The sequence below is a fragment of the Butyrivibrio sp. MC2021 genome (assembly GCF_000621605.1).
Taxonomy (GTDB): domain Bacteria; phylum Bacillota; class Clostridia; order Lachnospirales; family Lachnospiraceae; genus Butyrivibrio.
Map to the genome: position 1 here is coordinate 378,427 of NZ_JHXX01000002.1, position 26,254 is coordinate 404,680.

Consider the following 26,254-nt stretch of genomic DNA (forward strand, 5'->3'; position numbering starts at 1 on the left):
ACAGAGGTTTTTGTTAAATGGCACAGACAAGTACTAAGAAATACTCCAAGGACATGACAGTGGGAGTTCCCTACAAATTGATCCTGTCCTTCATGCTTCCCATGATGATGGGAAACATTTTTCAGCAGTTTTACAATATCGTGGACACCATCATCGCCGGCCGTTTTATCGACGCCAAGGCCCTGGCGGCTGTAGGTTCCACCGGGTCGATCACCAATCTGTTTTTCGCCCTTGGCAACGGCCTTGCCACGGGAATAGGAATCCTCGTATCCCACAGCTTTGGAAGGGGGGATATGAAGAACGTCAGGAAGATCATAACCAATGCTTTTGTGATGGTCAGCGTTACGGCGCTGTTCGTGGGAGGCCTGGGCTTTGTCTGTTCGGGCTTTGTCCTCAGGAACTTCCTGCACACTCCTGCAGATATTGTAGATGATGCCACGGCTTATATGGCTATCACCTGCATAGGCTTTATAGGAACGGCTCTTTACAACACCATTTCTTATATCATGAGAGGTGTGGGAGATTCCAGAACGCCACTGTATTTCCTGATGATCTCAAGCTTCATCAATGTGGCCATGGATCTTTTGTTTGTAATTGTCTTCGGCATGGGAGTTGTGGGCCTTGCGGTGGCTACCATCACAGCTCAGGCCCTGTCTGCGGCAGGCTCCATTACATATGCTTTCCTCAAAAATCCTGTGTTCAAGATAGGAAAGTGCGACTGGGGACTGGATTTTGATGTGATAAAAAAGTGTTACACTCTGGGAGGCTCCATGGCTCTTCAGAGTGGACTTATCGCTTTGTCCTTCGTAATACTTCAGAGAGTCATTAACTCCTTTGATTACATCGTGGTTGCGGCCTTCACCACCACCAGCAAGATCGAGAATCTGGTTAATATGCAGTTCAAGGCTCTTCAGGATTCTCTTTCCACCTACACCGGCCAGAACATCGGCGCCAAAAAGGGTGAAAGGGTTAAGCAGGGCTTTAGAAGCGGCATGATCATGATGGTCATCTATGCTGCGGTTATGATCGTAGTCATGATGCTCTTTAGCGATGTATTTGTTAAGATATTCATCGACAGCTCTGAGACTGAGATAGTGAGATTCGGCTCCACAGCCATGAAGATCCTGTCGGCTTTTTATCTGCCTCTTGGGGCTATCTATGTGGGCCGCGGCATTCTTAACGGCGCGGGAGATGCCAAGTTCCCGCTTATTTCCGGCATTGCAGAGATGACCGGAAGAGTAGTATTCCCTGCATTTCTTTGCTCATTGCCATTTCTGGGAGCCTGGGGACTGTGGGTTGCTACGGGAGTTACATGGACAATAGTGGGAGTTACCGCTATCGTCAGATTTAATATGAAAGATTGGAGAAAAGGATTGTTTTAATGAACTTCATATAATTTTTTGGATATTTTCAATCCGGTATAAATATCGGCATATTGGGATGGAGTAAGATCTTCCACATAGTTTTGTGAGAAGTTTTTCTCTATCCCATTTTTCTTGAGGATGTCCGCCGCCTTGTTGTAGGCGATGGCGGCTTCTGCTTCTGTATTGTATTTCCCCACAACATAATTGCTTTTAATATGGATGATGGTCTTATATCTCACAAAGCCCTTGTGAACGAACTGGCGAACCCCTCTGTATCTGTTGAGGATGATGATGTTTTCGTAGCGAAGGTCCGTGGGATCGTCGTTGGCAAAATGGTAGTCACGTCCCTCCACGGCGTAGCTCTTGATGCCATAGCGGGCAAGGACGGAGAGCTGGCTTCCGTAGTCTGCCACGAAGAGATGATTTCCTCTTTTCATTATCTTATGGGAGGAATAATAAAAAAGGTCATCGATGTCAAACTTATAGATAAGAGTAGGAGACAGGTAGTACAGGAAGTATTTCTTTTCCAGATAAATGGGATTGGCGATGTACATGCCCTTGTCCCGGTAGTTGATGAGGCAGACGCATTTTTCAAAGGGCAGGTACATGGAACTGTTATAGGAAGAAATGGAAAAATCATTGTCTGACAGGATGTGGCGGGCTTCCTTGTAGACCACCGCGGCGGTGTTTGCATCAGAAAAAGACCCAAGGGATATGTGTCTGCCCCGGTGGGTTATGGATGCTCTATAGGACGGAGTGCCATTTTTCAGCCTGGTCTCATAGACTCCGATGCTCCTTATTTTGCCCATTGATTCTCCCATCTTTACAATCTGAGTATTTAGTGCTTTAATAGTTCAAAGTATTAAAATGAATGGTAGATATTTTCAAGGGTATTATGGTATACTGAATACTCAAAGGGTAAATTCTTACCTGTAAAAATCAGCAATTATCGTTATTTCAATTATTATTTTACCAATAAATGAGGAGTGAAAGCAATGGCAAAGGAAGTTTTGTACAGTAGTACCAGAGGAGCACAGGGACAGATCAAGGCGTCAGAGGCGATTTTACGCGGATTGGCACCGGACGGAGGATTGTATGTACCGGATCATATCCCTCATCTTGAGAAGACACTGCGAGAGATCGCGGAGCTTGATTATCAGGGAACAGCTTATGAGGTAATGAGACTTCTTTTGACGGACTATACAGAGGAAGAGCTGAAATACTGCATCTCTCATGCCTATGATTCCAAGTTTGATACAGAGGAGATTGCACCTTTGGCAGAGGCCGGCGGCGCATACTACTTAGAGCTATATCACGGCGCAACCATCGCCTTCAAGGATATGGCACTTTCTATTCTTCCATATCTTATGACCACAGCAGCCAAGAAGAACAATGCCAAGAACGAGATCGTTATCCTTACCGCAACTTCAGGAGACACAGGTAAGGCAGCTCTTGCAGGCTTTGCAGATGTTCCCGGCACAAGGATTATCGTTTTTTATCCCAAGCATGGCGTAAGCCCTATCCAGGAGCAGCAGATGGTTACCCAGAAGGGTGACAACACCTGCGTTATCGGTATCGAAGGCAACTTTGATGATGCCCAGACAGGAGTTAAGAAGCTCTTTACAGATCCTGCACTGGCCAAGGAGATGGATGCCAAGGGATTCCAGTTCTCATCAGCCAACTCCATCAATATCGGAAGACTTGTTCCTCAGATCGTTTACTATGTTTACTCATATGCCAAACTCCTTAAGGAGGGCAGAATAGCAGACGGAGAGGCCATCAACGTGGTAGTTCCCACCGGTAACTTCGGAAATATTCTGGCAGCATATTATGCAAAAAATATGGGTGTGCCCATTGCAAAGCTTATCTGCGCATCCAATTCCAATAAGGTTCTCTTTGACTTCTTCATGTCAGGAGAATATGACAGAAACCGTGACTTTGTGCTCACATCATCACCTTCAATGGATATCCTCATCTCATCCAATCTTGAGAGACTTATCTATCACATCGCAGGGGATGATTCAGTGGCAGATGCAGCATACATGAAGGATCTTTCCGAGAACGGCAAGTACGTTATCACCGACGAGATGAGAGCCAAGCTCACAGACTTCTACGGCAACTTCGCAACAGAGGAGGAGACCTGGAGCACCATCGGCAAGCTCTTTAATGAGTCCAGCTACCTCATCGATACTCACACAGCCGTTGCGGCAGCAGTGTATGATAAGTATGTAAAGGATACAGGGGACAAGGCTGTGACAGTCATTGCTTCCACCGCAAGCCCTTACAAGTTCACAAGAAGCGTTATGAACGCCCTTGGAAAAGGGGATGAGAGCAAGGACGATTTCGCTCTGGCGGATGAGCTTTCAGCTCTTTCAGGAATCGAGATCCCTGAGGCTGTACAGTCCATCAGAACCGCAGAAGTAAGACACAAGACTGTTGTCGACAAGACTGAGATGGAGAGCGCTGTTAAGAGCTTCCTTGGACTTTGATAGGGGATATATTTTTAAATGGATACTTATAGCAATATTTTTGACATAATTATTGTCGTGTTCGGCTTTTATATGATTTATGCCGTCTTTCAGATGAAGTTTAATGATATAATAAGAGTAGGTGTCATCCTGCCGCCTTCGGTTAACGAAAAGATGCTGTTAGACAGGGAGGGCTTCAAAAAATACGCATTTCCGAGACACCTGGCTGAGGGAGTCATAATGGTATTTCTGGGAATGGCAGGGATTCTCCTTGATCTTAACGGTCTTGGCCTTTATCACGCTTTTGTTTATCTGGTGGTTCTGGCGGTATGGCTGATATTTTATCTTTCGGTGGAAAGGGGCAAAAAGAAGTTTTACAAGCAGTTTGACAATAAAAAGAAGAAATGATCATTTCTGACAGGAGGTGCGTATGGATTTAGGTAAAGGTTATTACTCGGAAAACACACCGGAAATTGTTGAATTATCGAATCTTTCTAAGGAAGCGAATTTAATAGAGAACGAGCTTTTTTACAAATATGATGTAAAAAGAGGCCTTCGTGACCTCAACGGTAAGGGCGTACTTACAGGCCTTACCCGTATTTCTGAGATTGTTGCCAAAAAGGTTGTTGACGGCGTGGAGGTTCCTGCCGACGGTGAGATATATTTCAGAGGCTATGATGTTCACCAGCTTATTGATACTGCTGTTGCGGAGAACAGATTTGCCTTTGAGGAGTGTGCGTATCTCCTTTTGTTCGACAAGCTCCCCACGGGAAAAGAGCTCTTTGAGTTCGAGAAGCTCCTTGGTATCTACAAGGGCCTTCCCCCCAGCTTTGTTCGTGATGTTATCATGAAGGCTCCCAGCCGTGACATGATGAATTCGCTGGCTAGGAGCGTACTTACTCTGTATTCCTATGACGATTATGCAGATGATGTATCCCTGCCCAATGTTCTCAGGCAGTCACTGCAGCTTATTAGCATGTTCCCGCTTCTTGCGATTTACGGCTATCATGCCTATAACCATTACCACGAGGGCAATTCGCTGATCATCCATCCACCTATGGAGGAGCTTGGAACAGCGGAGACTATTCTGTACCTCCTTAGACCTGATAGTAAGTATACTGAGCTTGAGGCCAAGCTTCTTGATATCTGCCTGGTGCTTCATATGGAGCATGGCGGCGGTAACAATTCATCCTTCACAACCCACGTTGTGAGCTCCAGTATGACGGATACATATTCCGTTATCGCTGCGGCCATCGGATCCCTGAAGGGACCTCGCCACGGCGGAGCCAACATCAAGGTGGTTCACATGTTTGATGACATTGAGGCCAATGTCAAGAACTGGAAGGATGAGGACGAGGTAGCGGCTTACCTGGACAAGATCCTTAACAAAGAGGCCTTTGACAAGGCAGGCCTTATCTACGGTATCGGCCATGCTATTTACTCCAAGTCTGACCCCAGAGCTGTTATTCTCAAGAGCTTTGTGGAGAAGCTTGCTGTGGAGAAGGGCAGAGAGGATGAGCTGGCACTTTATGAGATGGTGGAGCGCCTTGCACCCAAGATCATCAGCGGCGAGCGCACCATGTATAAGGGCGTCAGCGCCAACGTGGACTTCTACTCAGGCTTTGTTTACAGGATGCTGGATCTTCCGGAGGAGCTTTATCCTACAATCTTTGCCATGGCAAGAATCGTAGGCTGGAGTGCTCACCGTATGGAAGAGCTTGCCAATAACGGCAAGATCATTCGTCCTGCTTACATGGCAATTGAGCCCCGCAAGGAGTACAAACCCATGAAAGACAGGGGAAAGTGATCGTTTGAGATGATATTTATAGCGCACAGACTGTCCGACATTACTCGGAACGGTCTGTGCGTTTTTTTGTATTGCCCTAAGCCCTCGGAGAGCCTTTAGGTAGCACAGGCTATAATGGTAATGAGAAAACTATGGCTATATGCTACAATGAAGATACGAGTATTCATGGGGAATATATAGGGAGGCAAAATGGAAGAATATTTAAGCTTAGCGATTTATCTTGTTTTTCTATTTGGAGTTATCAAGTTCTTGAGGAAGAATGTATGGAAGACCTCCGGTACCAAGCCAGGCGGAAGTACTCCCGGGAATGGAAGTGTTCCGGCAAGGAATGTTCAGAACCAGGGCACATTCCAAATGACGAGACCTTCCCAGAGTTCTGCCATGCCACACCAGCACAAGCCTGCGGGAAAGTATGAGAGCTACAGTAAGAAGACTCACAACAGGCAGTCCGGAGCTATGCCTCATAAGCACGAGAAGGACCACTACACTTCCATGCCTGATGTTTCCACGCTCCCTCCCGGATATATCCTTCTTAACGGCGAGCCTGTGAGGGTTGCTGACCTTGAAGACAAGTGATTCTATAGTAAACGCCGGATAAATCTGCCGGTTACCATAGAGTCTCCTGCGGATAATTTGTAAAGCTTCATCGACATTTGATCAGACACAGAAAAAGGAGAAGAAATTATGAAAAAAAGAATTGTATCTGTTTTGCTTCTTACAGCAATTGTAACAGCGGGCTGCGCCAAGAATGATGTGAAGCCCCTTACACCTACGGATGAGCCCACCCAGGAGGCTTCTGTGGGAAATGATAATGCTTCGAAGGAGGCCACCACTGCTTCAGAAACAGCAGCTATGAATCCCGGCAGGAACGCAACACTTATCAATGCTTCCTTCTTGGGAGATGCCGAGGATGTCTATTATGACAAGAACCTGGTTCCTTCAGTGGCACCCTACAGCGTAGCGGCTGACTTTTCAAATGTGGTTTATGACAAGGAATTTGCATATCTGTTTGACCTTACTCAGCAGTCAGAATATAACAATGTCAAAGCCAGAAGAGATGCCCTTATAAAGAACAGCTTTTTCCTGGAGGGCACCAAGATGTCAGAGTTTTTTGATGTTTATGAAGACAACAGCTATGTCATGTTCCCGAATTTTGTAACAGTGGATTCTCTGATGCACACCTATCATCTATACTTTGCGCATCTTATGAAGACCACGGAAAAAGAGTATCTGGCAGCAGATCTGCAGAGCCTTACAGAGACCATGCTCTCTGCCGCAGAAGCTCAGTCCAAGGTTTTTGAGGGAACAGAGTGGGAGACCTCAGCCCGCAGGAATCTGGCTTTTTTTGCAGTGGCACAGATGCTTGATAAGGACAGCTCCGATATCACCCTTGAGGACAGCGAGGTTCTCGATGCTGCGAAGCAGGAGTATGACAAGATCATGGCCGCCCAGGGAATCGATGACTGTATTCTTACGGGGCTTATGGAGGATTATTCCCAGTACAAGCCCAGGGGCTATTATGATGAGAGTGATGACCTGAAGAGATATTTCAGGACCATGATGTGGTATGGCAGGATTCCCTTTGCCCTTGATAACGCTGAGGGTGTAAGAAGCGCTGTGCTTATGTGCGCAGCTTTGTCCGAGGATCCTTCCAAGTACGGCAACATCTACTCCGTTACCGCATTTTTTGCAGGAAATTCAGATGATCCGGGATATAACGAGCTTATTCCCATAATTGACAAGGCCTACGGCAAGATCCCTTCAGATCAGGAGCTGGCTGACAATGAGGATGCTTTTGATGTTGTGCTGGAGGAGGTAAAGAACCTTCCACTGCCTCAGATCAATTCCATTCCAGTCATGGAGGGGGATGATCCGGTGATTCCTTCCTTCAGATTCATGGGCCAGAGATTTACCATTGATGCGGCTATTATGCAGCGCCTTATTTATGAGGCTGTAAAAGAAAATCCCCAGGGCGAAAGAAGGATGCTTCCTGATCCCCTGGATGTAGCGGCAGCTCTTGGCTCCGAAGCAGCTTACAAGATCCTGGAGGAGAAGGGCGCCTGCGAATTTGAGAACTATACAGGTAACCTTATTCTGGCAAAAGAGCATTTTGACAACGATGATCCTGAGCTTTGGAATGCAAGCCTCTATTCAGGCTGGATGAACATTCTGAGACCTCTTTTTGAGGAAAAGGGTGAAGGCTATCCTTCCTACATGCAGTCTGAGGAGTGGACCAAGAAGAATCTTGAGACCTACTGCGGATCCTATGCCGAGCTTAAGCATGACACCATTCTTTACGCCAAGCAGAACATGGCTGAGATGGGCGGAGGCGATATGGAGATCCTGGATGACAGAGGCTATGTGGATCCCCAGCCCGTTATCTACAGCAGATTCGTATCTCTTGCCAACAAGACAAGAGACGGCCTGAGCAGCATGGGACTTCTGGGAGATAAGCAGAAGGAAGATCTGGACAAGCTTTCAGAGATCGGCATGATGCTTCTTAAGATTTCCGAGAAGGAGCTTAAAAATGAGACCTGCTCCGAGGAAGAATATGAGTTTATCAGATGTTACGGCGGTTATATCGAGCACTTCTGGCAGGAAGCCAATTTGGATAAGTTTCAGAATGGTGATGATGCTAATCTTGTAAGCAGTTATCAGTTCCCCTGCCCTGTAGTTGCGGATATCGCCACAGACCCCAACGGAACAGTGCTGGAGATCGGTTCCGGTGAAGCTGACACTGTTTATGTGGTATTTCCTATTGACGGTGAGCTCCATGTGGCAAGAGGAAGTGCCTACAGCTTCTACCAGTTTGAGGTTCCTATTTCCGAGAGAATGACAGATGAGGAGTTCCAGGAGAAGCTGGACGGCGGACATTTCGATGAAAACTGGAACTGGGTAGTGGATGAGGATATACCTCAGAGGGCTGATTGGACAGACAGTTATCGGTTAAACAACTAAAAATGCATAAAAATAAATTTCTAAAAAATAAATATTTTTGGCTACTGCTGTTTTTCGGAACGGCAGTAGTTTTATATTGCCTTTTATTTATACATTCGCGGAATAAAATTCCGAAATGGGTCCGCTGGGAAAGCAGGACAGAAACCTGTGAAGCGGGACTGACAGCGGATCTTACGGGAAAAAGACTCACTGTATATTCGGATAAAAACGAAAAAATCTGGGAATCGGAAAAAGGCCACAGGGTCCAGGATTTTCTTTTTGCTGACTTTGATGAAAACGGCCGCACTGATTTAGCCGTTCTTTTGTGGAAACGCGGTATATACGGGAAGAGAAGGCCCTTCTGGGTTACGGATAATGAGGAAGACAGGTATTCCCAGCATCTTTTCATCTATGAAATGACAGATTCCGGTGAAATAAGGCAAAAATGGTGCACCTCTTACCTGGGAGAGGAGATCACCCGAATGAAACTCATGGAGCAGAATAGGAGTTTCCTTCTTACAGAGCGGATTTCCGGGGCCTGCTCCCTATGGAGATGGGAATCCTTCGGCCTTAAGAACATGCGAAACGAGGTCAAGCTGGTGGCCTTCGGGGATAATATCATCCATGATGAGATCCTTGAAAGCGCCTACGGACGCCATAATGGCTGCTTCGATTTTCTCTACGAGGAATTTATTGAGGAAATAGAAAGCGCTGACCTTTCCTCCCTGCAGGTGGAAACTATGCTGACAGATAAGCCGGAGGCGGTGTCCGGATACCCTAACTTCGGATCTCCCCTTGCAGTGGGAGAAGCCATAGCCGGTGCGGGTTTTGATATTGCAGTCTGCGGCGGGAATCATGCCCTGGACAGGGGGATAAGCGGAATTGATGTCACTGCTTCCTTTTTCGAAAATAAGGGAATGACCTGCCTTGGTGTTCAAAAGAGCAGTGATACAGCAGAAAAGCCCTATGAGATAAGATCTGCAAACGGTATGAAATTAGCGCTTTTTTCCTATACCTACGGAACCAACGGGAAAGATATCAGGGACAGATATCCCTATGGGGTACATTATCTTCCGGACAGTCCCGATGAGGAAAAAAAGCTTATTACTGACCTTGAAAAAGCCCAAAAAGAGGCTGATTTCTTGATTATTTTTGTCCATTGGGGACAGGAGTATGAGACGGAGGTCACAGAGGAACAGGAGCGTATGGCCCAGCTCTTTGCCAGAGCAGGTGCCGACCTTGTTATCGGAACCCACCCTCATGTACATCAGAAAATTGAAGAGATTGACAGACCCGATGGTAAAAAAATGTTGATTTTTTATAGTCTTGGGAACTTCAGAGCCTGCCAGGGCATGAATGATAATACAAAAACGGGGTTGGAAGCTGTAATTTACCTTGAACACTGCTTCGAGGGAGTGAGGGTCCGAGAGTACACAGCACGGACACTGACGGCATTTGTTAAAGCTTCGGAATAGTGTGAATAAAAATGCGTTTGACAAGGTACACTTTCTGTACTACGCTAGTAGAGTAGTTTGTAGCTTACAGGTGTCTGTAAGCCCACATGCAATCACAAGTATGAGAAGGGAGATATTAAAATGAACAAGACAGAATTAGTAGAAGCTATCGCAAAGGACACTGGCCTTACAAAGGCTGCATCAGAGAAGGCTGTTAAGGCTTTCGTTGACGTTGTTACCAAGGAGCTTAAGAAGAAGGGCAAAGTTCAGCTCGTAGGCTTCGGTACATTCGAGACCGCTAAGAGAGCAGCTAGAACAGGTAAGAACCCTCAGACTGGCGCAGCTATCAAGATTCCTGCAGCTACAGTTCCTAAGTTCAAGGCTGGTAAGGCTCTTAAGGATGCTGTTAATAAAAAGTAATTCATACCGACTTTCAAGGCCGTAGCCCTGTGCTACGGTCTTTTTTCGTTATACGGAGGAAACTGCCCAGGTTGCATGGGTTCTCCTAATGGCATATAATGTGTATGCGAAAAAATAACTTTTCATTTGTTTAGAAAGGAAAAACATTATGGAAGAAAAAGAAATCTTAAAGCTTATCGATCACACCCAGCTTCAGGCTGATGCTAAATGGGAGGACATCGTTAGTCTTTGCGATGAGGCTGTTAAGTATGGTACAGCAACAGTCTGCATCCCTCCTACATATCTTAAGAGAGTACATGATAAATACGGCGACAACCTTGTCCTTTGCACAGTAATCGGATTCCCTCTGGGCTACAGCTGCACAGCATCCAAGGTAGTTGAGGCCAAAGAGGCCATCAAGGACGGCGCTTCCGAGATCGACACTGTTGTTAACATTAGTGACGTAAAGAACGGCAGATTCGACGAGGTTAAGAAGGAGCTCCAGGCTATCAGAGAGGCCTGCGGCGACAAGCTTCTCAAGGTTATCATCGAGACCTGCTACCTCACAGAGGAAGAGAAGATCGAGCTTTGCAAGATCGTAACAGAGGTTAAGGCTGATTATATCAAGACTTCAACAGGCTTTGGCAGCGCAGGTGCAACCCTTGCTGACATCGAGCTCTTCAAGAAGCACATCGGCCCTGACGTTAAGATCAAGGCTGCCGGCGGCATCAGAACCATCGAGGATGCTCACGAATATGCACATGCAGGCTGCAGCAGAATCGGCTCCTCCAAGGTAGCTCCCCTTATCGCAGCAAAATACAATCTTTGATAGGAACTGATATAAATGGCTTACGAAAATACAGTTATTTTAAACAGACTTAAAAGTCTTAGAGAAAAAATGGCGAAGGAGGGCATCGACTATTACATGATGCCCACCTCCGATTTCCACAACTCAGAGTACTCCGCAGACTTTTTCAAGGTAAGAGAGTACTTCTGCGGCTTTGACGGATCCAACGGAACACTGGTTGTTTCCAAGGATTTCGCAGGAATGTGGACCGACGGAAGATATTTTATCCAGGCTGAGAATCAGATGAAGGGCACCTCCGTGGAGCTCTTTAAGATGATGAATCCCGGGGTTCCCACCATCGAGGAGTTCCTGGATAAGAACATGAAGGAAGGAGAGACCCTTGGTTTTGACGGAAGAGTCATCTCCACCAGCATCGGTGAGAAGCTTGAAAAGAAGCTCTCCAAAAAGAATGTGACTCTGAAGATCGAGAAGGATCTGGCAGAAGAGGTCTGGACCGACAGACCCGCACTTCCCTGCCATGACATGTATGTCCTTTCCGATGAGCTCTGCGGCAAGTCTTTTGCTGAGAAGCTCGCTGATGTAAGAGCCAAGATGAAGGAGAACGGCACCGTCGCCCATCTTTTGTCCAAGCTCGATGACATCATGTGGCTCACCAACCTCCGCGGCAATGATGTGGAGTGCAATCCTGTGGCTCTGTCCTATGCCTATGTGACAGACACCGACTTCGTCCTTTTTGTTCAGGAAAAAGAGGTTACGGATGAGGTCAGGGAATACTGCAAAAAAGTAAACATCACCCTGAAGGACTACCATGAGCTTACAGCCTTCCTTTCAGAGGTCAAGTTCACAGGAGATGTTCTCTACGATAAGAGAAATACCAATTTCCTCACCTACAAGACTCTGCAGGCAAGGGCAAAAGAGTCCGGAGCAGAGCTTAAGAATGTGAAGAACCCCACTGAGCTTATGAAGGCCATCAAGAACGAGACCGAGCTTAAGAACATCAGAGAGGTGTACCTTAAGGACAGCGCCAAGCTCACAGAGTTCATCTACTGGGTTAAGAAAAATGTGGGCAAGATCCCTATGACCGAGTACTCGGCCGCCATGAAGCTTGACGGCATGAGAGCAGAGCTTCCCGGATTTATAGAGCTTTCTTTCCCTACTATCAGCGCATACAAAGCCAACGCAGCCATGGCTCACTATGAGGCCACAGAGGACAACTGCGCAGAGGTTAAGCCTGAGGGCATGCTCTTAGTGGATTCAGGAGCAACCTACACAGGCGGAACCACCGATGTTACCAGAACCATCGTTGTGGGCGAGATCTCCGATGAGATCAAGAAGCACTATACAGCAACAGTAGCCGGAATGCTTCAGCTGGCAAATGCCAAGTTCATGGATGGCTGCACCGGAAGAAACGTTGACATCTTTGCCCGTCAGCCCCTTTGGGATATCGATATCGATTACAACCACGGCACAGGCCACGGCATAGGCTATATGCTCAATGTACACGAGGGACCTCAGAACATCAGATGGAGATTTGCTCCCGGAATGGAAGAGGCCACATTGCAGCCCGGCATGATCGTTTCCGACGAGCCCGGTGTTTACATCGAGGGAAGCCACGGAATCCGTATCGAGAACATTGTTGAGGTAGTTAAGAGAAACGAGAATGAGTACGGCAAGTTTTACGGTTTTGACCATCTGACCTACGTGCCCATCGACCTTGAGGCTATCGACAAGCGCTTTATGAAGCCCGAGAATGTGCAGGCTCTCAACGATTACCATGCCCGTGTTTACGAAAGACTCCTTCCTCTTATTGAGGACCAGGATGTAAAAGCGTGGTTAAAAGAGGCTACAAGAGCTATTTAAGCCATTATTAACTACTGATTAAATAACTCTTAAATTGCTTATAGACCCTTGAAAAATCAGCGTTTATGACTATAATAATAATTAAGAACTACGTAGTAGTTGATCTCCTGGGATGTCCGACAACTCCTGTGTAATTTGAACCTACAGTTACTTTAAACGGGACTCCTACATTACCAATATAAATGTCACGCCTTCGGCCCTGCGCATGCGCAGACCAGCTACGGGAGAGGAAGACAGGCATACTGGTTGCGGTAACCCACCTGGCGTTAGCTAGGAGTCAAATAACAGGAACCGGCATTTTGGGATTAAAACGGAATTAAAAGCAGTCATCTTTGGTGGCTGCTTTTTCCTTTATGTGTGGGGGGCTTATGAAGACGCTGGCCTTTTGCTTTATCTATACCTATGTGCCCAGTGCCAAAATGGTCTTTATCTATCAGCTGCCGGGAGCGGTCTTTTCTTCGGTGGTCTGGTATGTTTTTTCCTGGATCTTTTCGGTATACGTCAACAGAACAGACAGCTATTCCATATACGGAAGCCTGGCGACACCGGTGATCATGATGTTCTGGCTGTATACCTGCATTTATATTTTTCTTATAGGGGCTTTTATCAACAGGTTTTTTCATCCGGGGGTTAAGGCTATCTATGACGACCATCATAGAAAGACAGTCAGGAGAAATGCTAAAAGAAAGAGCACCAAAAAGGGCAGAAAACATAAAGGAGGAGTCAAGCTGACATGAAATTTAACAACAAGTGGTTCAAGAAGAGATGGGTGGCCAATACCATTGCCCTGTGTTCGGCGGTGGCATTTTACATGATCCTTAAGAATCTCTTCAATATTTTTACCGGGGTGGGATCCTTTTTCAGCTTCTTAAAGCCCATCATTGTGGCTGCGGTAATTGCCTATATCTTTAATCCTGTGGCGAAGCTGTTCGAGACTAAAGTGCTTAAGAAGATGAAAAACAGAAAGACGGCTTGGAAGCTTTCCGTGGCTCTGGCACTGATAGTTATCATCCTTGCGGTGACCCTTTTGTTCGTGGCACTGATTCCTCAGCTGGCGGATTCTATAATGACACTGGCCAGCAACATGGGCGGCTATATTGATTCTGCGGAAGAACTTCTTGGTGAGTTCCAGACGGGACAGCAGGGATTCTTTGGGCTTGATCTGGCTGCGCTGGCTACCTTTACAGAGAAGGCTTTGACCACTATAACAGGTTATATTTCCAGCAGTGTGCCCAGCCTTGTTTCTACCTCCGCCAATATCGGAAAGAGCGTTTTTGATCTGGTGATTTCATTCATCCTGGCTGTTTATCTGCTGCTTGATAAGGAAAGGCTCATCAACGGTTTCTCAAGGCTTTTTGCCCTTCTTATGAAGGATGAGACCTATCATAGCGCAGGCTCCTTTATTGAGAAATGCAATGCCATTCTTATCAGATATATCAGCTTTGATATAGTGGATGGAATAGTTGTAGGTGTGGTCAATCTGATATTTATGCTTATTGCCGGAATGCCTTATTCCGTTGTTATTTCCTTCATCGTGGGAATCACCAATCTGGCACCTACCTTCGGACCTATTGTGGGAGCTGCCATCGGAGCCTTCATCCTTGTTCTTGTGAAGCCCTGGTATGCACTGGCATTTTTGATCTTTACCATCATTCTGCAGACTGTGGACGGATATATCCTCAAGCCCAGACTCTTCGGAGAGAGTCTGGGAGTATCCCCCCTCATGATATTGATTTCCATCATTTTGGGCGGAAGACTTTTCGGAGTAGTGGGAATCCTACTGGCTATCCCGTTTGCAGCTATAATTGATTTCGTCTGGCACGATTATGTGATAAAAAAACTTGAGTTACGACGTGCAAAGAAGTACAATATATAGTATAAGTTGTAGCATATTTACGGGGGTAATTTACTATGACAGATTTCATTGGAACAGCGATTGATTTCGCTAAAGAAAAAATCGATACAGTAATGGATATCTGGGAGGGCTTCGACGAAGACAAGAAGAAGCTTCTCATCGGATGCGTTGTTGCTGCGGCCTGCGTTATTGTGGTGGCTGCCGTTGCATACAGCATCGGCAAAAAATCAGGGAGACGCATCGCCTTCGAGGAAGAGGATTTTTGATATAGGATAACTATGGGCATCTGCAATATGGCGGATGCCCTTTTCAAATTTATTGAGGGGCTCTATGAACAAGGTAATAAAAAAGGTACTGCAGGCGGTTCTTCTCACTCTGCTTCTTTTGGTATTGCTGGCCGGAACACTTGGCGCATATCTTACGGTGGATGAGTACAAGCCTGAAGAGGTTGAGAAATTAACTCCTTCCGGAGAAAAGGGAGATAAGGTGGTCCTTGGAAAGGAATACACCATAGAAACCTGGAACGTGGGCTACGGAGCCCTGGGAGATAATGCCGACTTTTTCATGGACGGCGGCAAGATGGTAAATACCGCCACAAAGGAGAGAGTATATTACAACCTTGACGGCATGATCGCTCAGATCAATGCAGATGATCCTGATTTTTTGTTCTTGCAGGAACTGGACAGAAGCTCCACCAGAGCGCATTTTGTGGATGAGCTTCAGTATTTTGATGATAATGGCAGCGCAGGAATGTTCTCGGGACAGAACCTGTATGCGAGCAACTTCAGAGTGGCATTTTTGCCATATCCGATTCCACCCATCGGTAAGGTTGAGTGCGGCCTCGGAACCTTTTCATCCTGTCTTGTGGGCGATGCGGAGAGAGTGAGTCTTCCATGTCCCTACAGCTGGCCTGTCAGCACCATGAACCTCAAGAGATGCCTTATGATCGCCAGATGTCCCATAGAGGGCACCGATGACGAACTGGTACTTATCAATCTTCACCTTGAGGCCTATGATGACGGCTCGGGCAAGATTGCGCAGACCAGGATGCTTAAAGAGCTGATGTTAAACGAGATTAACACCGGCGATTATGTAATAGCAGGAGGAGATTTTAATCAGATTTTTAACCATTTGGACTACTCCGAATATCCACAGCTGGAAGGAATGTGGAAACCGGGAGTTATTAACATTGATGACTTTGGGGATAAGATAGATTTTTACACCGGAGATAACGCGCCGAGCTGCAGATCACTTGACAGAGTTCTGGAAACAGCAGCAAGCAGAGATCCAAAAGATTTTCAGTATTATCTGATCGATGGATTTCTGGTGTCTTCAAATATCAGCGTGAATGAAATTGCGACAAGGGATATAGGGTTTGAATATTCAGACCACAACCCGATTGTCATGAAGTTTACACTGACAGAAGGAAACAATTGATTAGTGACAAGGCACGTTTTTTCGAATATAATCAAAAGGTATGAAAATTTCGAAAGGGGAACAGGAGTCAATGGTACAGAAAAAGAAACGTAATGTAATTGTTGGACAGTCAGGAGGCCCTACAGCAGCGATCAACTCTTCACTTGCCGGAGTTTACAGAACTGCTATAGACCGTGGATACCAGAAAGTATACGGAATGATCCATGGTGTACAGGGACTTATGGAAGGCAGATATGTTGACCTTTCTGATCACATTCAGTCAGGACTCGATATCGAGCTTCTTAAGAGAACTCCATCTGCATATTTGGGTTCATGCAGATTCAAGCTTCCGGAGATTTTTGAGAGCAAGGATATCTACGAGAAGATATTTCAGATTCTTGATAAGCTGGAGATCGATTGCTTTATCTATATCGGTGGTAATGATTCCATGGATACCATCAAGAAGCTTTCTGATTACGCTATAATTTCAGGCTCTCAGATAAGATTCGTTGGTTGCCCTAAGACCATCGACAACGATCTGGCACTTACTGATCACACACCGGGCTATGGCTCAGCAGCCAAGTACATCGGAACATCAGTTAAGGAGATCATCAGAGACAGCTGGTCACTTGAGACAAGCAATGGACAGGTTATCATCGTAGAAGTTATGGGACGTAATGCCGGATGGCTTACAGGCGCTACAGCTCTTGCCAAGGGCGAGGATTGTGACGGACCTGATGCTATCTATCTTCCGGAGCTTCCTTTTGACATGGATTCCTTCATCAAGAAGATCAAAGGTCTTCTTAAGAACAAGGCATCAATCGTTGTTGCCGTTTCCGAAGGTATCAGAACCAAGGACGGCAAGTATGTAAGTGAGCTTGGCAACAGCATTGATTATGTAGATGCTTTCGGACACAAGCAGCTTACAGGTACAGCCAGATATCTTTGTGAAGTTGTTTCCAAGGAGTGCGGCTGCAAGACTCGTCCTATCGAGCTTTCAACACTTCAGAGAGCTGCCAGCCACTGCGCATCCCGTGTGGACATTCTCGAGGCCTATGAGGTTGGTGGTGCTGCCATGAAGGCTGCTGACGAAGGCGACAGCGGCAAGATGGTTGTTATCGAGAGACTTTCAGATGATCCTTATCAGGCAGGAACAGAGGTTAAGGATGTACACAAGATCGCTAACGACGAGCGTACCGTTCCGAGAGAGTGGATCAACAAGGAAGGAACCTATGTAACCAATGAGTTCATCACCTATGTAAGACCTCTTATTCAGGGCGATGTAGGACCTATCATGGTTGATGGTATTCCGAGACATCTTTACAGACCCGGATTCCAGGATATCCTTTGATTTTTAACAATATATGAAATAACGACAAGGGCTGTTGCTTCATTACTGGGGCAGCAGCCTTTTTATGACTGTTGATTAACTAAATTACGTTATACTTTTTTAATTTGACAGACATTTTTAACAATTTTATTATATTATCAGATATTGTCGGTAACTAGGTTTACTGGGGCTGGAGAAAAATAATGATTACATACAATACCGGACAGGTGGTAATTGACGCTGAGCTTAATCTTATAAGCACAAGTGCCGGTTACTGCGATTATGTCTGCGAAGGACAGGAAAATGAATTTTTGTCGAATGTCTTTTCTGAGGATCAGCATCTTCTGTATGAGATGGTGGAACATCTTCAGGATAAGGCCATTGATATTGTGTGCTTCCGCATGTGCAAAAAGAACGGGCAGTACAGCTGGGTCACAGGCAGAGCGACAAAGGATGACAGTACAGAGGATATGAAGATCATCCTGGATTTCCAGGATATAAGCGCAGCTTCCGGACAGGCCTTCAAGGCGCCTTTGGATGAGGCTACAGGACTTCTTACCAAGAAGGCCATAACCGATTATGCCAAGCAGAAATGTGCCAATCCTGAGGGCAAGGTTATCTGTCTCGGAATCATTGATGTGGATAATTTCAAGCATATTAATGACACCATGGGACATGCCTATGGTGACAAGGTTCTGGCGGCGGTCAGCAGAGTTATCCGGGATGCCATAGGAGACTGCGGCAAGGCCGGAAGGATCGGCGGCGACGAGATACTTCTTATAATAGAGCTTGATAACGGCAAGGACGAGCTAAGGCCCATCCTTCGCACCATAAGGGAAAAGGTTGAGAAGCTGTACAAGGATGAGAAGGGCTATCCTCTTATCACTGTTTCCATCGGCGCAGCTGATTTTCCTACCTACGTTGATAATTACATGGATCTGTTCAATTTGGCGGACAGAATGTTATACAGAGCAAAGAACAGGGGCAAAAACAGATACGTTATGTACACCCCTGAGATACACGGCATGATCGTGAACGGTGTTCTGGAGGAAGAGGACAACAAGGCTGTTAACAGCACCTCCCTTCTTGATAAGACCAAGCTGGTTCTTGAGACCATTGATGGTTTCTTTGGAACCATGGGAGAGGCCATTTCCGAGGAATTGGTCAAGATCGCCGCAGCCTATGAGCTGGATGAGGTATATGTTTTCTACAAGAACCTTGACAGAAGTGTTTACGGCTACAGGCGCCTGGAAGAGACTGAGCACCACGGCAAGAAGATCAGTAAGATCATAGAGTCCTACTCCGATCTTAAATACGTTCTGGAGAGCGGCTTTGAAAATCGTTTTAACTCCAACGGCGTATATGTGGTGGATACCCCTCAGGTTCAGCTTAGAGATACACAGATCCCCAGGGCATTCTTTGAAAAACACGGCATCAAGCATGCCTTCCTTTACAAGATGCAGGATGCAGCCTGTGATGGCTATATAGCCCTTTACAATACCCGCGAATTATCCAGGAAATACCCGCAGCCGGACATCACAGACTTCACATATCTGGCTAAAATGATAGAAATTGCATTGAAAACCCGATAAATCCAAGACTTTTTTAAAGAAATATTTGATTTTTTGCGTATTTTAGCCATTTTTGGGTTGTTTAGTGTTGAAAATGGTGGTAGAATGGGCAATGTAGTAAAATATTTCTTTTTGGAGGGAAAAAAATGAACAAGACAGAACTTATCGATGCAATTGCTAAGGAAGCTGGTCTCACAAAGAAGGATGCTGCTGCAGCACTCAACGCTTTCACTGAGACAGTAACTAAGGAGCTTAAGAAGAAAGGTAAGGTTCAGCTTGTTGGCTTTGGTACATTCGAGACAACAAAGAGAGCTGCTAGAACAGGTAAGAATCCTCAGACTGGCGCTGCCATCAAGATTCCTGCATCTGTAGCACCTAAGTTCAAGGCTGGTAAGGCTCTCAAGGATCTTGTAAACAAGAAATAATTTATTTACGAATTTCCGGAAGCTGCGCTTTTTAGCGCAGCTTTTTTCAATGTACGAAATATTTAATAACAATCATTGAAATATTAATCAATTTTTTATAATATAAAGGTGTACATGTACGATAACCAACACAAAGGATAATATACTATGACATTCGAGAGAAGTTTTCAGAACTTTGTGCAGATCTTATCGGAAGAAGAGGTTACTCCTGAGATTTCCCCCAGTGCGCTGGCGGATCTTTCCAAGGAGTTTTTCCTTCGCTCTATTGTAGCGGTGGTTTCCGATGCCAAGGACTCTGACAGAGCGGGAGAGCCCGATACAATTATTTCACTTTTCGGTCCTACTCCTGAGAATGAGGCTCCTGCATATCTGTTCAAGCACAGGATCGCAGACAAAAAGGTGATCGTTTACAACATCTACCTTTTGCCCGATAAGAACTGGAATGAGGAGGAATACAAGAGCTTTGCCATTGTTCTTGATATTCTTTCATTTCATATGGAAAAATTTCTTCTCACGAATATTGTCAGAAGCAGTGCGCTTACGCAATATCTTACCGGCCTTCCCAATTCGGGAGGCTTCATTGTATTTGCCACCAAGCTCCTGGAGTCCAGGGCTATCATGGGCTATGATTCCTTTTATTTCAATCTGAAAAGTTACGGCCTCATAAGCAGAAGATACGGTCTTGCCGAGGGCGACGAGATTATGAAACGATATGCGGTCAAACTACGCGAGTTCTGCGACCGTGACGAGATCATCGCTCATTTCGGAGGCGACAATTTTACTGCTCTTATCAAAAAAGAGAAGACCAAGCAGTTCATTAAGTTCCTGTCAGGAGTTATGGTTTACGGTGTTAAGAACGGTAAGGAAGAAGAGATCAAGATCGAGGCCGTTGCCGGAATCTATGCTGTGGACGATTCACTGAAGGAGGCGGGGCAGCTGATCTCCAGAGCCATGATGGCCTGCAACTACGCCAAGAATGTGGCCAATAAGCCTTATGTATTTGTGAATAAGGCCATGAGTACCAGAATATACAGACAGAAACAGATCGAGGACAGATACGAGGAAGCTCTTCAGAATGATGAGTTCAGGATCTACCTTCAGCCCAAGGTCAACAGCAGAACGGGAGAACTTGTTGGTGCGGAGTCCCTTGCAAGATGGTTCTGCAACGGAGTGGTGCTTTATCCCACAGAGTTTGTGCCCATCCTTGAGCAGGAAGGTATGGTTGCTTCCCTTGACCTGTATGTTCTCAAGAAGACCTGTGAATTTATAAAGAACTGGGAGAAAAACGGAATAGCACCTGTCCCGGTATCCATCAACTTTTCCAGAAGGGACCTTAATTACAAAAATCTCGCCGGAGAGATCGTCAGGATAATCGATGATGCCGGTGTGGACAGAAAAAATATACAGATAGAGGTTACAGAAACTGCCAGTGAGGATGAAAGAATCCTTATGACAAACTTTCTTAAGAAGCTTAAGGACATGTCTATTGAAACCGCTATCGATGATTTTGGAACCGGTTACTCATCCCTGTCGAATCTGAGGGACTTTCCTGTTACTGAGATCAAAATTGATCGGTCTTTCATCAATAATGATGAGCTTAACCGCAATGATGAGATAGTCCTGAAGAACATCATCGCAATGGCTAAAGAGCTTGGAATTAACGTAATTGCCGAGGGTGTAGAGAGACCTGATCAGACGAAACTTCTGGATCAGGTGGGCTGTTATCTCGTCCAGGGATTCCTCTATGATAACCCCATGCCGGAACCGGATTTTCAGAAACGATTAATCAAGAGGAAATATACAGAATAGAGTATTCATCTATGTTTTTTAAGAAACCGCTTACATTTTATTTTATACTTTTTTAATTTTTAAACTGTTCACTTTTGCCTTCTGACGTGTTAGTATAAACACTGTTCGCAGATGCAAGCCTGCTAACTTATGAGAAGGGGAAAGTATATGAAAAAAGAGGTAAAGGTTTCATTGGGCGGAAAGGCCCAGATCAGGCAGTTCATCAACATGAACTCCAAGTCATCCTGTGAGATCGATGTTCAGGATGGTCACAGTTTTATTGACGGTAAGTCAATTGTTGGTCTGTTATCACTTAATCTGTTCAGACCGCTTCAGGTAACTGTCATCGGTGATGATAAGAAGATCACAAAACTGATCGACGATTACAATTCACATCAGCTTCTTCTGGCTAAGTAATTCAAAAGAGGCATAACATCAAAAAAAGACTCGTAAAGAGTCTTTTTTTATTGTTCATATATGGAGTTGTTGATCAGTCAATACGCTTGCTGCCCCAGAAGAAGAGAGCAACTGTGCCCGGGCCTGTATGGCTTCCGATGGTGGTTCCGATGCTGTAGATCTTGACCTTTCCCATAAGATGAGGGAACTGTTCTTCAATCATATCTGCAACCTTGCGGGCATCCTCGTAGCAATCTGAATTGGAAATAAAGCAGTCTCCGTCATATTCTGTGCCGTTCTCGGCAAGTTCTACCATTTTCTGGACCTGAGCCTTCATTACTGCACTCTTGCCTCTTATCTTGGCTCTTACAATGAGCTTGCCCTGATAGTCTACATTCATGAGAGGGCAGATGTTAAGGACATTGCCGATGGCGCCTGCAACCTTGGAAACACGACCGCCTCTTACCAGGTACTTGAGGTCTGATACGAAGAACCAGTGCTGGCAATCAAGTCTGTGCTCGATGGTCCATTCATAAAGATCTTCTATGCTAAGTCCCTGATCACGAAGATCAGCCAGTTTGTTCATAAGTAATCCGAAGCCTGCTGAAGCAGCCAGGGAATCCACAACAAAGATCTTTCTGTCAGGATATTTTTCCTGAAGCTGATCTCTTGCAATAATAGCTGAATTAAGTGTGCCGGATATGCCGGAAGAAAGGGTGAGGTGAAGGATGTCCTTGCCTTCCTGAAGCATATGCTCAAAATATTCGACATATTCACCGATGGTGACCTGGGAAGTTTTGGTCATGCTTCCTTCGGCCATTCTTCTATAGAAATCCTTGAAGGGAATGGACTTGCCAAGGTCATCGGGATAATCTTCTCCGTCAATCTGGAAATGGAAGCAGATGTACTTGATATCGCGACTTGCGAAATGCTCGTTATCAAGATCTGCGGTTGAGCAGCAACTCAGTATATAGTTATTCATTGTTTTCCCCTTTACAATGTTTTTAGTCATTTACCATGATACATTAAAATCGAATTTGTATCAAATTAAATGATAATGCAAATTGCACAAGCATAAAACCTGGAGTTGATTGAATAGTCTGAAATTTTGCACAATTTCAAAAACATGGTTGACAACTTTTTGTGCAAATGGTATATTATATATACAATCACATAGCAAATAAAACCCAAGCAGTTGAGATGGCATAAGCTTCATCGTAGACGAGCAAAAGGTTTTCGGAGCGACTGGTATCCACAGCAAAGGCGGCGACGCTTCACCGGAGCCAAGGGATCCCAACAAGTCGCGAAAGGTGTGATTTAATCATATAGTTGTTATAAACAAGCAACTAGGAAAGACGAGGATAAGACCCTTGGAAATTTCAATTTAAGGGCGGGTGTTCATTAGAATAATGGATGCCCGCCTTTTACTGTATCTTAATATAATATATATAACATATATAAATAAAATTTCTATTGTGTTCTTGTAAGAGTCACTATTTTTCTATAATATTAATTTGTAAGCATATGTGCGTATCGTTAGGTGAATCGAGGTAGCTCATGCAGGGAATAGATTCTCACGAGATTGTGATCGATAAAAAAACGCATACACTGATTTCCGGAGACCCTGAGGCGGAGAGAATCGTTAAGGGCAGGGACCTGGGACCCTTTGAGGACAATGTCTCGGAGGAATACAGGGAGCTTTTTAATCAGAATGTGGAAAAGTGCGACGGCACCTGGTTCCCTTCCAGGCTTCGTTATGGTGAAAATAATGCGTATTTTTACATAAGGGCCACGGAAGGTGAGACTGATGATACCATCGTTCTTAAGGTGGTAGGCATAGATTCTCTTTATGAAAACTACAATATGCTGGATAATATGCTTACAGCCTGCAAAGCCCAGCTTAATCTTTATGAGGATGTCTATTTCGGCTATGATCCTGTGGAGGAAATGGTGGATGTATTCCATACACAGGAAGCCAATTTTGATGGCGGCAGATATACTCTGGACGAATTTGAGCAGCTTCTTACCGGGAAGGCTTCAGAGAAGCAAAAGAGCGAAGTAAAAGGCTTTATTAATCAGATAAGATCCAAGACCGGAAGATTCAGCGTCAGAGTGGACGGCAATCTTCTTAATGATGACAGTAACAGCAATATTACCAAACTTGAGGGTGCTTTTGTATATTTTGAAAAAGAAAAAGAGGGCGTCGTAGGCCATATCCATCTTGGCAGTACAAGAGGCAAGTTTGTGGCCGCCAGTATCAAGCACGACTCCCTTACGGGACTTGTTGATAAGGCTGATATCAGCAGGATAGCCATGGAAAGAATCGATGAGAGACAGCTTGCGGGCACAACCCTGGTTGTGGTGGACATCGATTATTTCAAGAATATTAATGACACTTTCGGACACCAGTATGGTGACACCGTTATCAAAAAAATCGCGGATATCATTGCCTCTGTGGTTGGAAGCGACGGAATCGTAGGAAGATTCGGAGGAGATGAGTTCCTTATTGTTTTATATAAAATAACCGATGAGGAAACTCTCAGAAAGTATCTTCGCGGTATGAAGGACAGAATCAAAGAGGCATTCCCGGACAAGGGTATTGATGATAACATGCCCCTTTCCATTTCCTTGGGGGCCGCATCCTATCCCAAGGATGCCGATTCCTATGAGGATGTGTTCATGATAGCGGACTATTGTCTGTACATTGCCAAGGACAAGGGGCGAAACCGCTATATTATCTATGATAAGTGCAAACACGGCGACATTGAAGCTATCAGGATGACGCTGAATTCCACCAGGAAGCACAATGAGAGAGATGTTTCCCTGGGGGATGTCATAGTCAGGATGTATGACCATGTCTTCCACGGCGAGGGGATCGTTCCTGAGAGGATCATGGATGAGTTTACCCTGGCCTTTGAACTCCAGAGGGTGACTCTTTTTGTGGGAGAACCCTTCAGATTCAGATATTCCTCCGGAACCGAGGCTATCAAAAATCCTTCGGATGCACAGTTTTTGCTTGGCTTCCTTAACAGTGAGTTCAAGAGTAAGTATGTGGCAGACCAAAAATTTATTGTGGTAAACAGGCTTGATTCCCTTCCGGTTCAGGCCGGAGCCATCAAGATGTTTCTAAAGGAAGCGGGAGTTCTGTCCTATGTTATGGTGAGATTTTTTGACAAAGAAGGAAGAGAGTGTATACTTATGATTTCAAGCATTGGTAAGCAGACCCAGTGGAATCAGATGCACTATAAATACTACAGAGCCTTGGGAGATCTGCTTTCTCTGTTTGCCCTCAACAATTTCTGAATTAAATAATTAAAAGAGCTGATGCTGTTTTGAGGGATAGCATCAGTTTTTTTGGAGGTTTCATGGCAGTTTTGGCAAAATTTTTATTCAACAGCATTATGCTGGGCGTAGGCCTGGCGATGGATGCTTTTTCCGTATCCCTGGCTAACGGATTTGCGGAATGCAATATGAAGAAAAAGAGGATGGCATTTATCGCCGGCATTTATGCAGGATTCCAGTTTTTGATGCCTATGATCGGATGGATACTGGTTCACGGGGCCCTGAGCTTTTTTACAGCCTTCCAGCCCTTTATTCCCTGGATAGCCCTGGCTCTTCTTGTCTTTATCGGAGGAAAGATGCTGATAGAAGGCATAAAGGAAAAGAAGTGCAGCGGCGACGGTGACTGCTTAAACTGTACCAATACCCTGTGCGAAAACTATGGTATTAAAAAGGCGGAGAAGATATCCACCAGAATGCTTCTTATGCAGGGTGTGGCAACGGCTATAGATGCTCTGTCTGTTGGTTTTACAATTTCTGATTACACGGCGGTGATGGCACTTGGGGCTTCTCTGATCATCGGAGCTGTTACGTTTGTGATCTGCTTTGCGGGACTGGGCCTTGGAACGAAGTTTGGAACAAAGCTTGCGGGAAATGCCAAGATCCTTGGCGGAATCATTCTTATAGCCATCGGAATAGAGATCTGCTTCTTCTAAAGATTTATATATTTAAGTTGACTTTTTTTACAAAGAAAAATAGAATAGGTAAAGTATTATAAATAAAATGCAATGAAGGTGTTGGGCCCTGCCCTAAGATGTTATGCTGATCCTTTCAGAGAACCGGAGCCATCGGCTGTAAGCTCCGCAGGTTAGAGCATATACGGAAATTTCCCACCGGAGCAGTCCGAATGAAACGATCGCAAGTAGTTTGGAACGTCTATCTACGTTACAGATAAGAAAGAGCCTGTTATAGCTTTTTTATGACAGGAACATGGGTGGTACCGCGGAACTATTCGTCCCATAGCATTATTACAAATGCTATGGGACTTTCTGATTAATTCAATTCCATAGCAGCAAACAGGAGGAAGGAAATTTGGA

At 45.2% G+C, this 26,254-nt stretch carries 23 protein-coding genes and 1 other RNA gene; 22 read left to right on the top strand and 2 right to left on the bottom strand.

The features are described 5' to 3' along the window. The first annotated feature begins 17 nt into the window (after positions 1–17). Positions 18–1,382 carry an MATE family efflux transporter gene (locus T359_RS0107595; protein ID WP_035783932.1) on the top strand — a complete coding sequence of 455 codons (1,365 nt, stop codon included), beginning with the start codon at positions 18–20 and terminating at the stop codon, positions 1,380–1,382. Here the strand turns inward: T359_RS0107595 and T359_RS0107600 are convergent. Next, a complete protein-coding gene (locus T359_RS0107600) occupies positions 1,379–2,173 on the bottom strand; it encodes a hypothetical protein (protein WP_026516951.1) in 795 nt (264 codons plus the stop codon). The two genes, T359_RS0107595 and T359_RS0107600, sit on opposite strands and share 4 nt — an antisense overlap. Positions 2,174–2,359: 186 nt before the next feature. Here T359_RS0107600 and thrC point away from each other — a divergent pair, with 186 nt between their 5' ends. The 19 genes from thrC (at position 2,360) to T359_RS0107690 (ending at position 21,899) form a co-directional block, all read left to right on the top strand. Continuing rightward, positions 2,360–3,853, top strand: coding sequence for a threonine synthase (gene thrC / locus T359_RS0107605; RefSeq protein ID WP_026516952.1), 1,494 nt, complete (start codon positions 2,360–2,362; stop codon positions 3,851–3,853). 93 nt (positions 3,854–3,946) lie between these two features. Then, a complete protein-coding gene (locus T359_RS0107610) occupies positions 3,947–4,240 on the top strand; it encodes a hypothetical protein (RefSeq protein WP_155840036.1) in 294 nt (97 codons plus the stop codon). A gap of 22 nt (positions 4,241–4,262) precedes the next feature. After that, a complete protein-coding gene (locus tag T359_RS0107615) occupies positions 4,263–5,639 on the top strand; it encodes a citrate/2-methylcitrate synthase (RefSeq protein WP_026516954.1) in 1,377 nt (458 codons plus the stop codon). Positions 5,640–5,828: 189 nt separating this feature from the next. Then, positions 5,829–6,215, top strand: a complete 387-nt coding sequence (locus tag T359_RS0107620; protein ID WP_026516955.1) for a hypothetical protein — start codon at positions 5,829–5,831, stop codon at positions 6,213–6,215. Between the two features lie 108 nt (positions 6,216–6,323). Further along, on the top strand, positions 6,324–8,597 hold the full coding sequence (locus tag T359_RS19715) for a DUF3160 domain-containing protein (protein WP_051545101.1): 2,274 nt from the start codon (positions 6,324–6,326) through the stop codon (positions 8,595–8,597). A gap of 461 nt (positions 8,598–9,058) precedes the next feature. Next, a complete protein-coding gene (locus tag T359_RS0107630) occupies positions 9,059–10,051 on the top strand; it encodes a CapA family protein (protein WP_197027070.1) in 993 nt (330 codons plus the stop codon). A 120-nt stretch (positions 10,052–10,171) separates the two neighbouring features. Next, positions 10,172–10,450, top strand: coding sequence for an HU family DNA-binding protein (locus T359_RS0107635; protein WP_026516957.1), 279 nt, complete (start codon positions 10,172–10,174; stop codon positions 10,448–10,450). 148 nt (positions 10,451–10,598) lie between these two features. Beyond that, positions 10,599–11,258: a deoxyribose-phosphate aldolase gene (gene deoC / locus T359_RS0107640; RefSeq protein ID WP_026516958.1), complete on the top strand. Its 660-nt coding sequence runs from the start codon at positions 10,599–10,601 to the stop codon at positions 11,256–11,258. Between the two features lie 15 nt (positions 11,259–11,273). Then, a complete protein-coding gene (locus T359_RS0107645; protein ID WP_026516959.1) occupies positions 11,274–13,097 on the top strand; it encodes an aminopeptidase P family protein in 1,824 nt (607 codons plus the stop codon). A gap of 101 nt (positions 13,098–13,198) precedes the next feature. After that, positions 13,199–13,407, top strand: a non-coding RNA gene (ssrS, locus tag T359_RS22130) — 6S RNA. Between the two features lie 43 nt (positions 13,408–13,450). Then, positions 13,451–13,834: a YihY/virulence factor BrkB family protein gene (locus T359_RS0107650; RefSeq protein WP_081795485.1), complete on the top strand. Its 384-nt coding sequence runs from the start codon at positions 13,451–13,453 to the stop codon at positions 13,832–13,834. Further along, positions 13,831–14,973: an AI-2E family transporter gene (locus T359_RS0107655; protein ID WP_026516961.1), complete on the top strand. Its 1,143-nt coding sequence runs from the start codon at positions 13,831–13,833 to the stop codon at positions 14,971–14,973. Before T359_RS0107650 ends, T359_RS0107655 begins: the two co-directional genes overlap by 4 nt. Before the next feature lie 35 nt (positions 14,974–15,008). Further along, complete coding sequence (locus tag T359_RS0107660; protein WP_026516962.1) at positions 15,009–15,218, top strand: hypothetical protein; 210 nt, start codon at positions 15,009–15,011, stop codon at positions 15,216–15,218. A 64-nt stretch (positions 15,219–15,282) separates the two neighbouring features. Then, entirely contained in the window at positions 15,283–16,389 is a 1,107-nt protein-coding gene (locus T359_RS19720) for an endonuclease/exonuclease/phosphatase family protein (RefSeq protein ID WP_051545106.1), read from the top strand. Between the two features lie 70 nt (positions 16,390–16,459). Beyond that, the gene (locus tag T359_RS0107670) at positions 16,460–17,719 is read left to right on the top strand and encodes a 6-phosphofructokinase (RefSeq protein WP_026516963.1); all 1,260 of its coding nucleotides are present in this window, start codon (positions 16,460–16,462) and stop codon (positions 17,717–17,719) included. A 182-nt stretch (positions 17,720–17,901) separates the two neighbouring features. After that, positions 17,902–19,290: a sensor domain-containing diguanylate cyclase gene (locus tag T359_RS0107675; RefSeq protein ID WP_026516964.1), complete on the top strand. Its 1,389-nt coding sequence runs from the start codon at positions 17,902–17,904 to the stop codon at positions 19,288–19,290. A gap of 125 nt (positions 19,291–19,415) precedes the next feature. Further along, positions 19,416–19,694, top strand: a complete 279-nt coding sequence (locus tag T359_RS0107680; protein WP_022777071.1) for an HU family DNA-binding protein — start codon at positions 19,416–19,418, stop codon at positions 19,692–19,694. Between the two features lie 147 nt (positions 19,695–19,841). Continuing rightward, complete coding sequence (locus tag T359_RS0107685; RefSeq protein WP_026516965.1) at positions 19,842–21,503, top strand: GGDEF domain-containing phosphodiesterase; 1,662 nt, start codon at positions 19,842–19,844, stop codon at positions 21,501–21,503. 147 nt (positions 21,504–21,650) lie between these two features. Beyond that, on the top strand, positions 21,651–21,899 hold the full coding sequence (locus T359_RS0107690) for an HPr family phosphocarrier protein (protein WP_051545109.1): 249 nt from the start codon (positions 21,651–21,653) through the stop codon (positions 21,897–21,899). Positions 21,900–21,972: 73 nt separating this feature from the next. On the opposite strand, the gene T359_RS0107695 is transcribed toward T359_RS0107690, so the two are convergent. Continuing rightward, positions 21,973–22,860: a DegV family protein gene (locus T359_RS0107695; RefSeq protein ID WP_026516967.1), complete on the bottom strand. Its 888-nt coding sequence runs from the start codon at positions 22,858–22,860 to the stop codon at positions 21,973–21,975. Positions 22,861–23,435: 575 nt separating this feature from the next. On the opposite strand from T359_RS0107695, the gene T359_RS0107700 reads away from it, so the two are divergent. Further along, positions 23,436–25,181 carry a GGDEF domain-containing protein gene (locus T359_RS0107700; RefSeq protein ID WP_026516968.1) on the top strand — a complete coding sequence of 582 codons (1,746 nt, stop codon included), beginning with the start codon at positions 23,436–23,438 and terminating at the stop codon, positions 25,179–25,181. A 62-nt stretch (positions 25,182–25,243) separates the two neighbouring features. After that, entirely contained in the window at positions 25,244–25,873 is a 630-nt protein-coding gene (locus T359_RS0107705) for a manganese efflux pump MntP (RefSeq protein ID WP_026516969.1), read from the top strand. Positions 25,874–26,254 lie beyond the last annotated feature (381 nt).

Excerpts from the sequence above, each read along its gene's own strand:
- T359_RS0107595 (WP_035783932.1), top strand. The coding sequence starts at position 18 with ATGGCACAGACAAGTACTAAGAAATACTCCAAGGACATGACAGTGGGA.
- T359_RS0107600 (WP_026516951.1), bottom strand. The coding sequence starts at position 2,173 with ATGGGCAAAATAAGGAGCATCGGAGTCTATGAGACCAGGCTGAAAAAT.
- thrC (WP_026516952.1), top strand. The coding sequence starts at position 2,360 with ATGGCAAAGGAAGTTTTGTACAGTAGTACCAGAGGAGCACAGGGACAG.
- T359_RS0107610 (WP_155840036.1), top strand. The coding sequence starts at position 3,947 with ATGAAGTTTAATGATATAATAAGAGTAGGTGTCATCCTGCCGCCTTCG.
- T359_RS0107615 (WP_026516954.1), top strand. The coding sequence starts at position 4,263 with ATGGATTTAGGTAAAGGTTATTACTCGGAAAACACACCGGAAATTGTT.
- T359_RS0107620 (WP_026516955.1), top strand. The coding sequence starts at position 5,829 with ATGGAAGAATATTTAAGCTTAGCGATTTATCTTGTTTTTCTATTTGGA.
- T359_RS19715 (WP_051545101.1), top strand. The coding sequence starts at position 6,324 with ATGAAAAAAAGAATTGTATCTGTTTTGCTTCTTACAGCAATTGTAACA.
- T359_RS0107630 (WP_197027070.1), top strand. The coding sequence starts at position 9,059 with ATGAAACTCATGGAGCAGAATAGGAGTTTCCTTCTTACAGAGCGGATT.
- T359_RS0107635 (WP_026516957.1), top strand. The coding sequence starts at position 10,172 with ATGAACAAGACAGAATTAGTAGAAGCTATCGCAAAGGACACTGGCCTT.
- deoC (WP_026516958.1), top strand. The coding sequence starts at position 10,599 with ATGGAAGAAAAAGAAATCTTAAAGCTTATCGATCACACCCAGCTTCAG.
- T359_RS0107645 (WP_026516959.1), top strand. The coding sequence starts at position 11,274 with ATGGCTTACGAAAATACAGTTATTTTAAACAGACTTAAAAGTCTTAGA.
- T359_RS0107650 (WP_081795485.1), top strand. The coding sequence starts at position 13,451 with ATGTGTGGGGGGCTTATGAAGACGCTGGCCTTTTGCTTTATCTATACC.
- T359_RS0107655 (WP_026516961.1), top strand. The coding sequence starts at position 13,831 with ATGAAATTTAACAACAAGTGGTTCAAGAAGAGATGGGTGGCCAATACC.
- T359_RS0107660 (WP_026516962.1), top strand. The coding sequence starts at position 15,009 with ATGACAGATTTCATTGGAACAGCGATTGATTTCGCTAAAGAAAAAATC.
- T359_RS19720 (WP_051545106.1), top strand. The coding sequence starts at position 15,283 with ATGAACAAGGTAATAAAAAAGGTACTGCAGGCGGTTCTTCTCACTCTG.
- T359_RS0107670 (WP_026516963.1), top strand. The coding sequence starts at position 16,460 with ATGGTACAGAAAAAGAAACGTAATGTAATTGTTGGACAGTCAGGAGGC.
- T359_RS0107675 (WP_026516964.1), top strand. The coding sequence starts at position 17,902 with ATGATTACATACAATACCGGACAGGTGGTAATTGACGCTGAGCTTAAT.
- T359_RS0107680 (WP_022777071.1), top strand. The coding sequence starts at position 19,416 with ATGAACAAGACAGAACTTATCGATGCAATTGCTAAGGAAGCTGGTCTC.
- T359_RS0107685 (WP_026516965.1), top strand. The coding sequence starts at position 19,842 with ATGACATTCGAGAGAAGTTTTCAGAACTTTGTGCAGATCTTATCGGAA.
- T359_RS0107690 (WP_051545109.1), top strand. The coding sequence starts at position 21,651 with ATGAAAAAAGAGGTAAAGGTTTCATTGGGCGGAAAGGCCCAGATCAGG.
- T359_RS0107695 (WP_026516967.1), bottom strand. The coding sequence starts at position 22,860 with ATGAATAACTATATACTGAGTTGCTGCTCAACCGCAGATCTTGATAAC.
- T359_RS0107700 (WP_026516968.1), top strand. The coding sequence starts at position 23,436 with ATGCAGGGAATAGATTCTCACGAGATTGTGATCGATAAAAAAACGCAT.
- T359_RS0107705 (WP_026516969.1), top strand. The coding sequence starts at position 25,244 with ATGGCAGTTTTGGCAAAATTTTTATTCAACAGCATTATGCTGGGCGTA.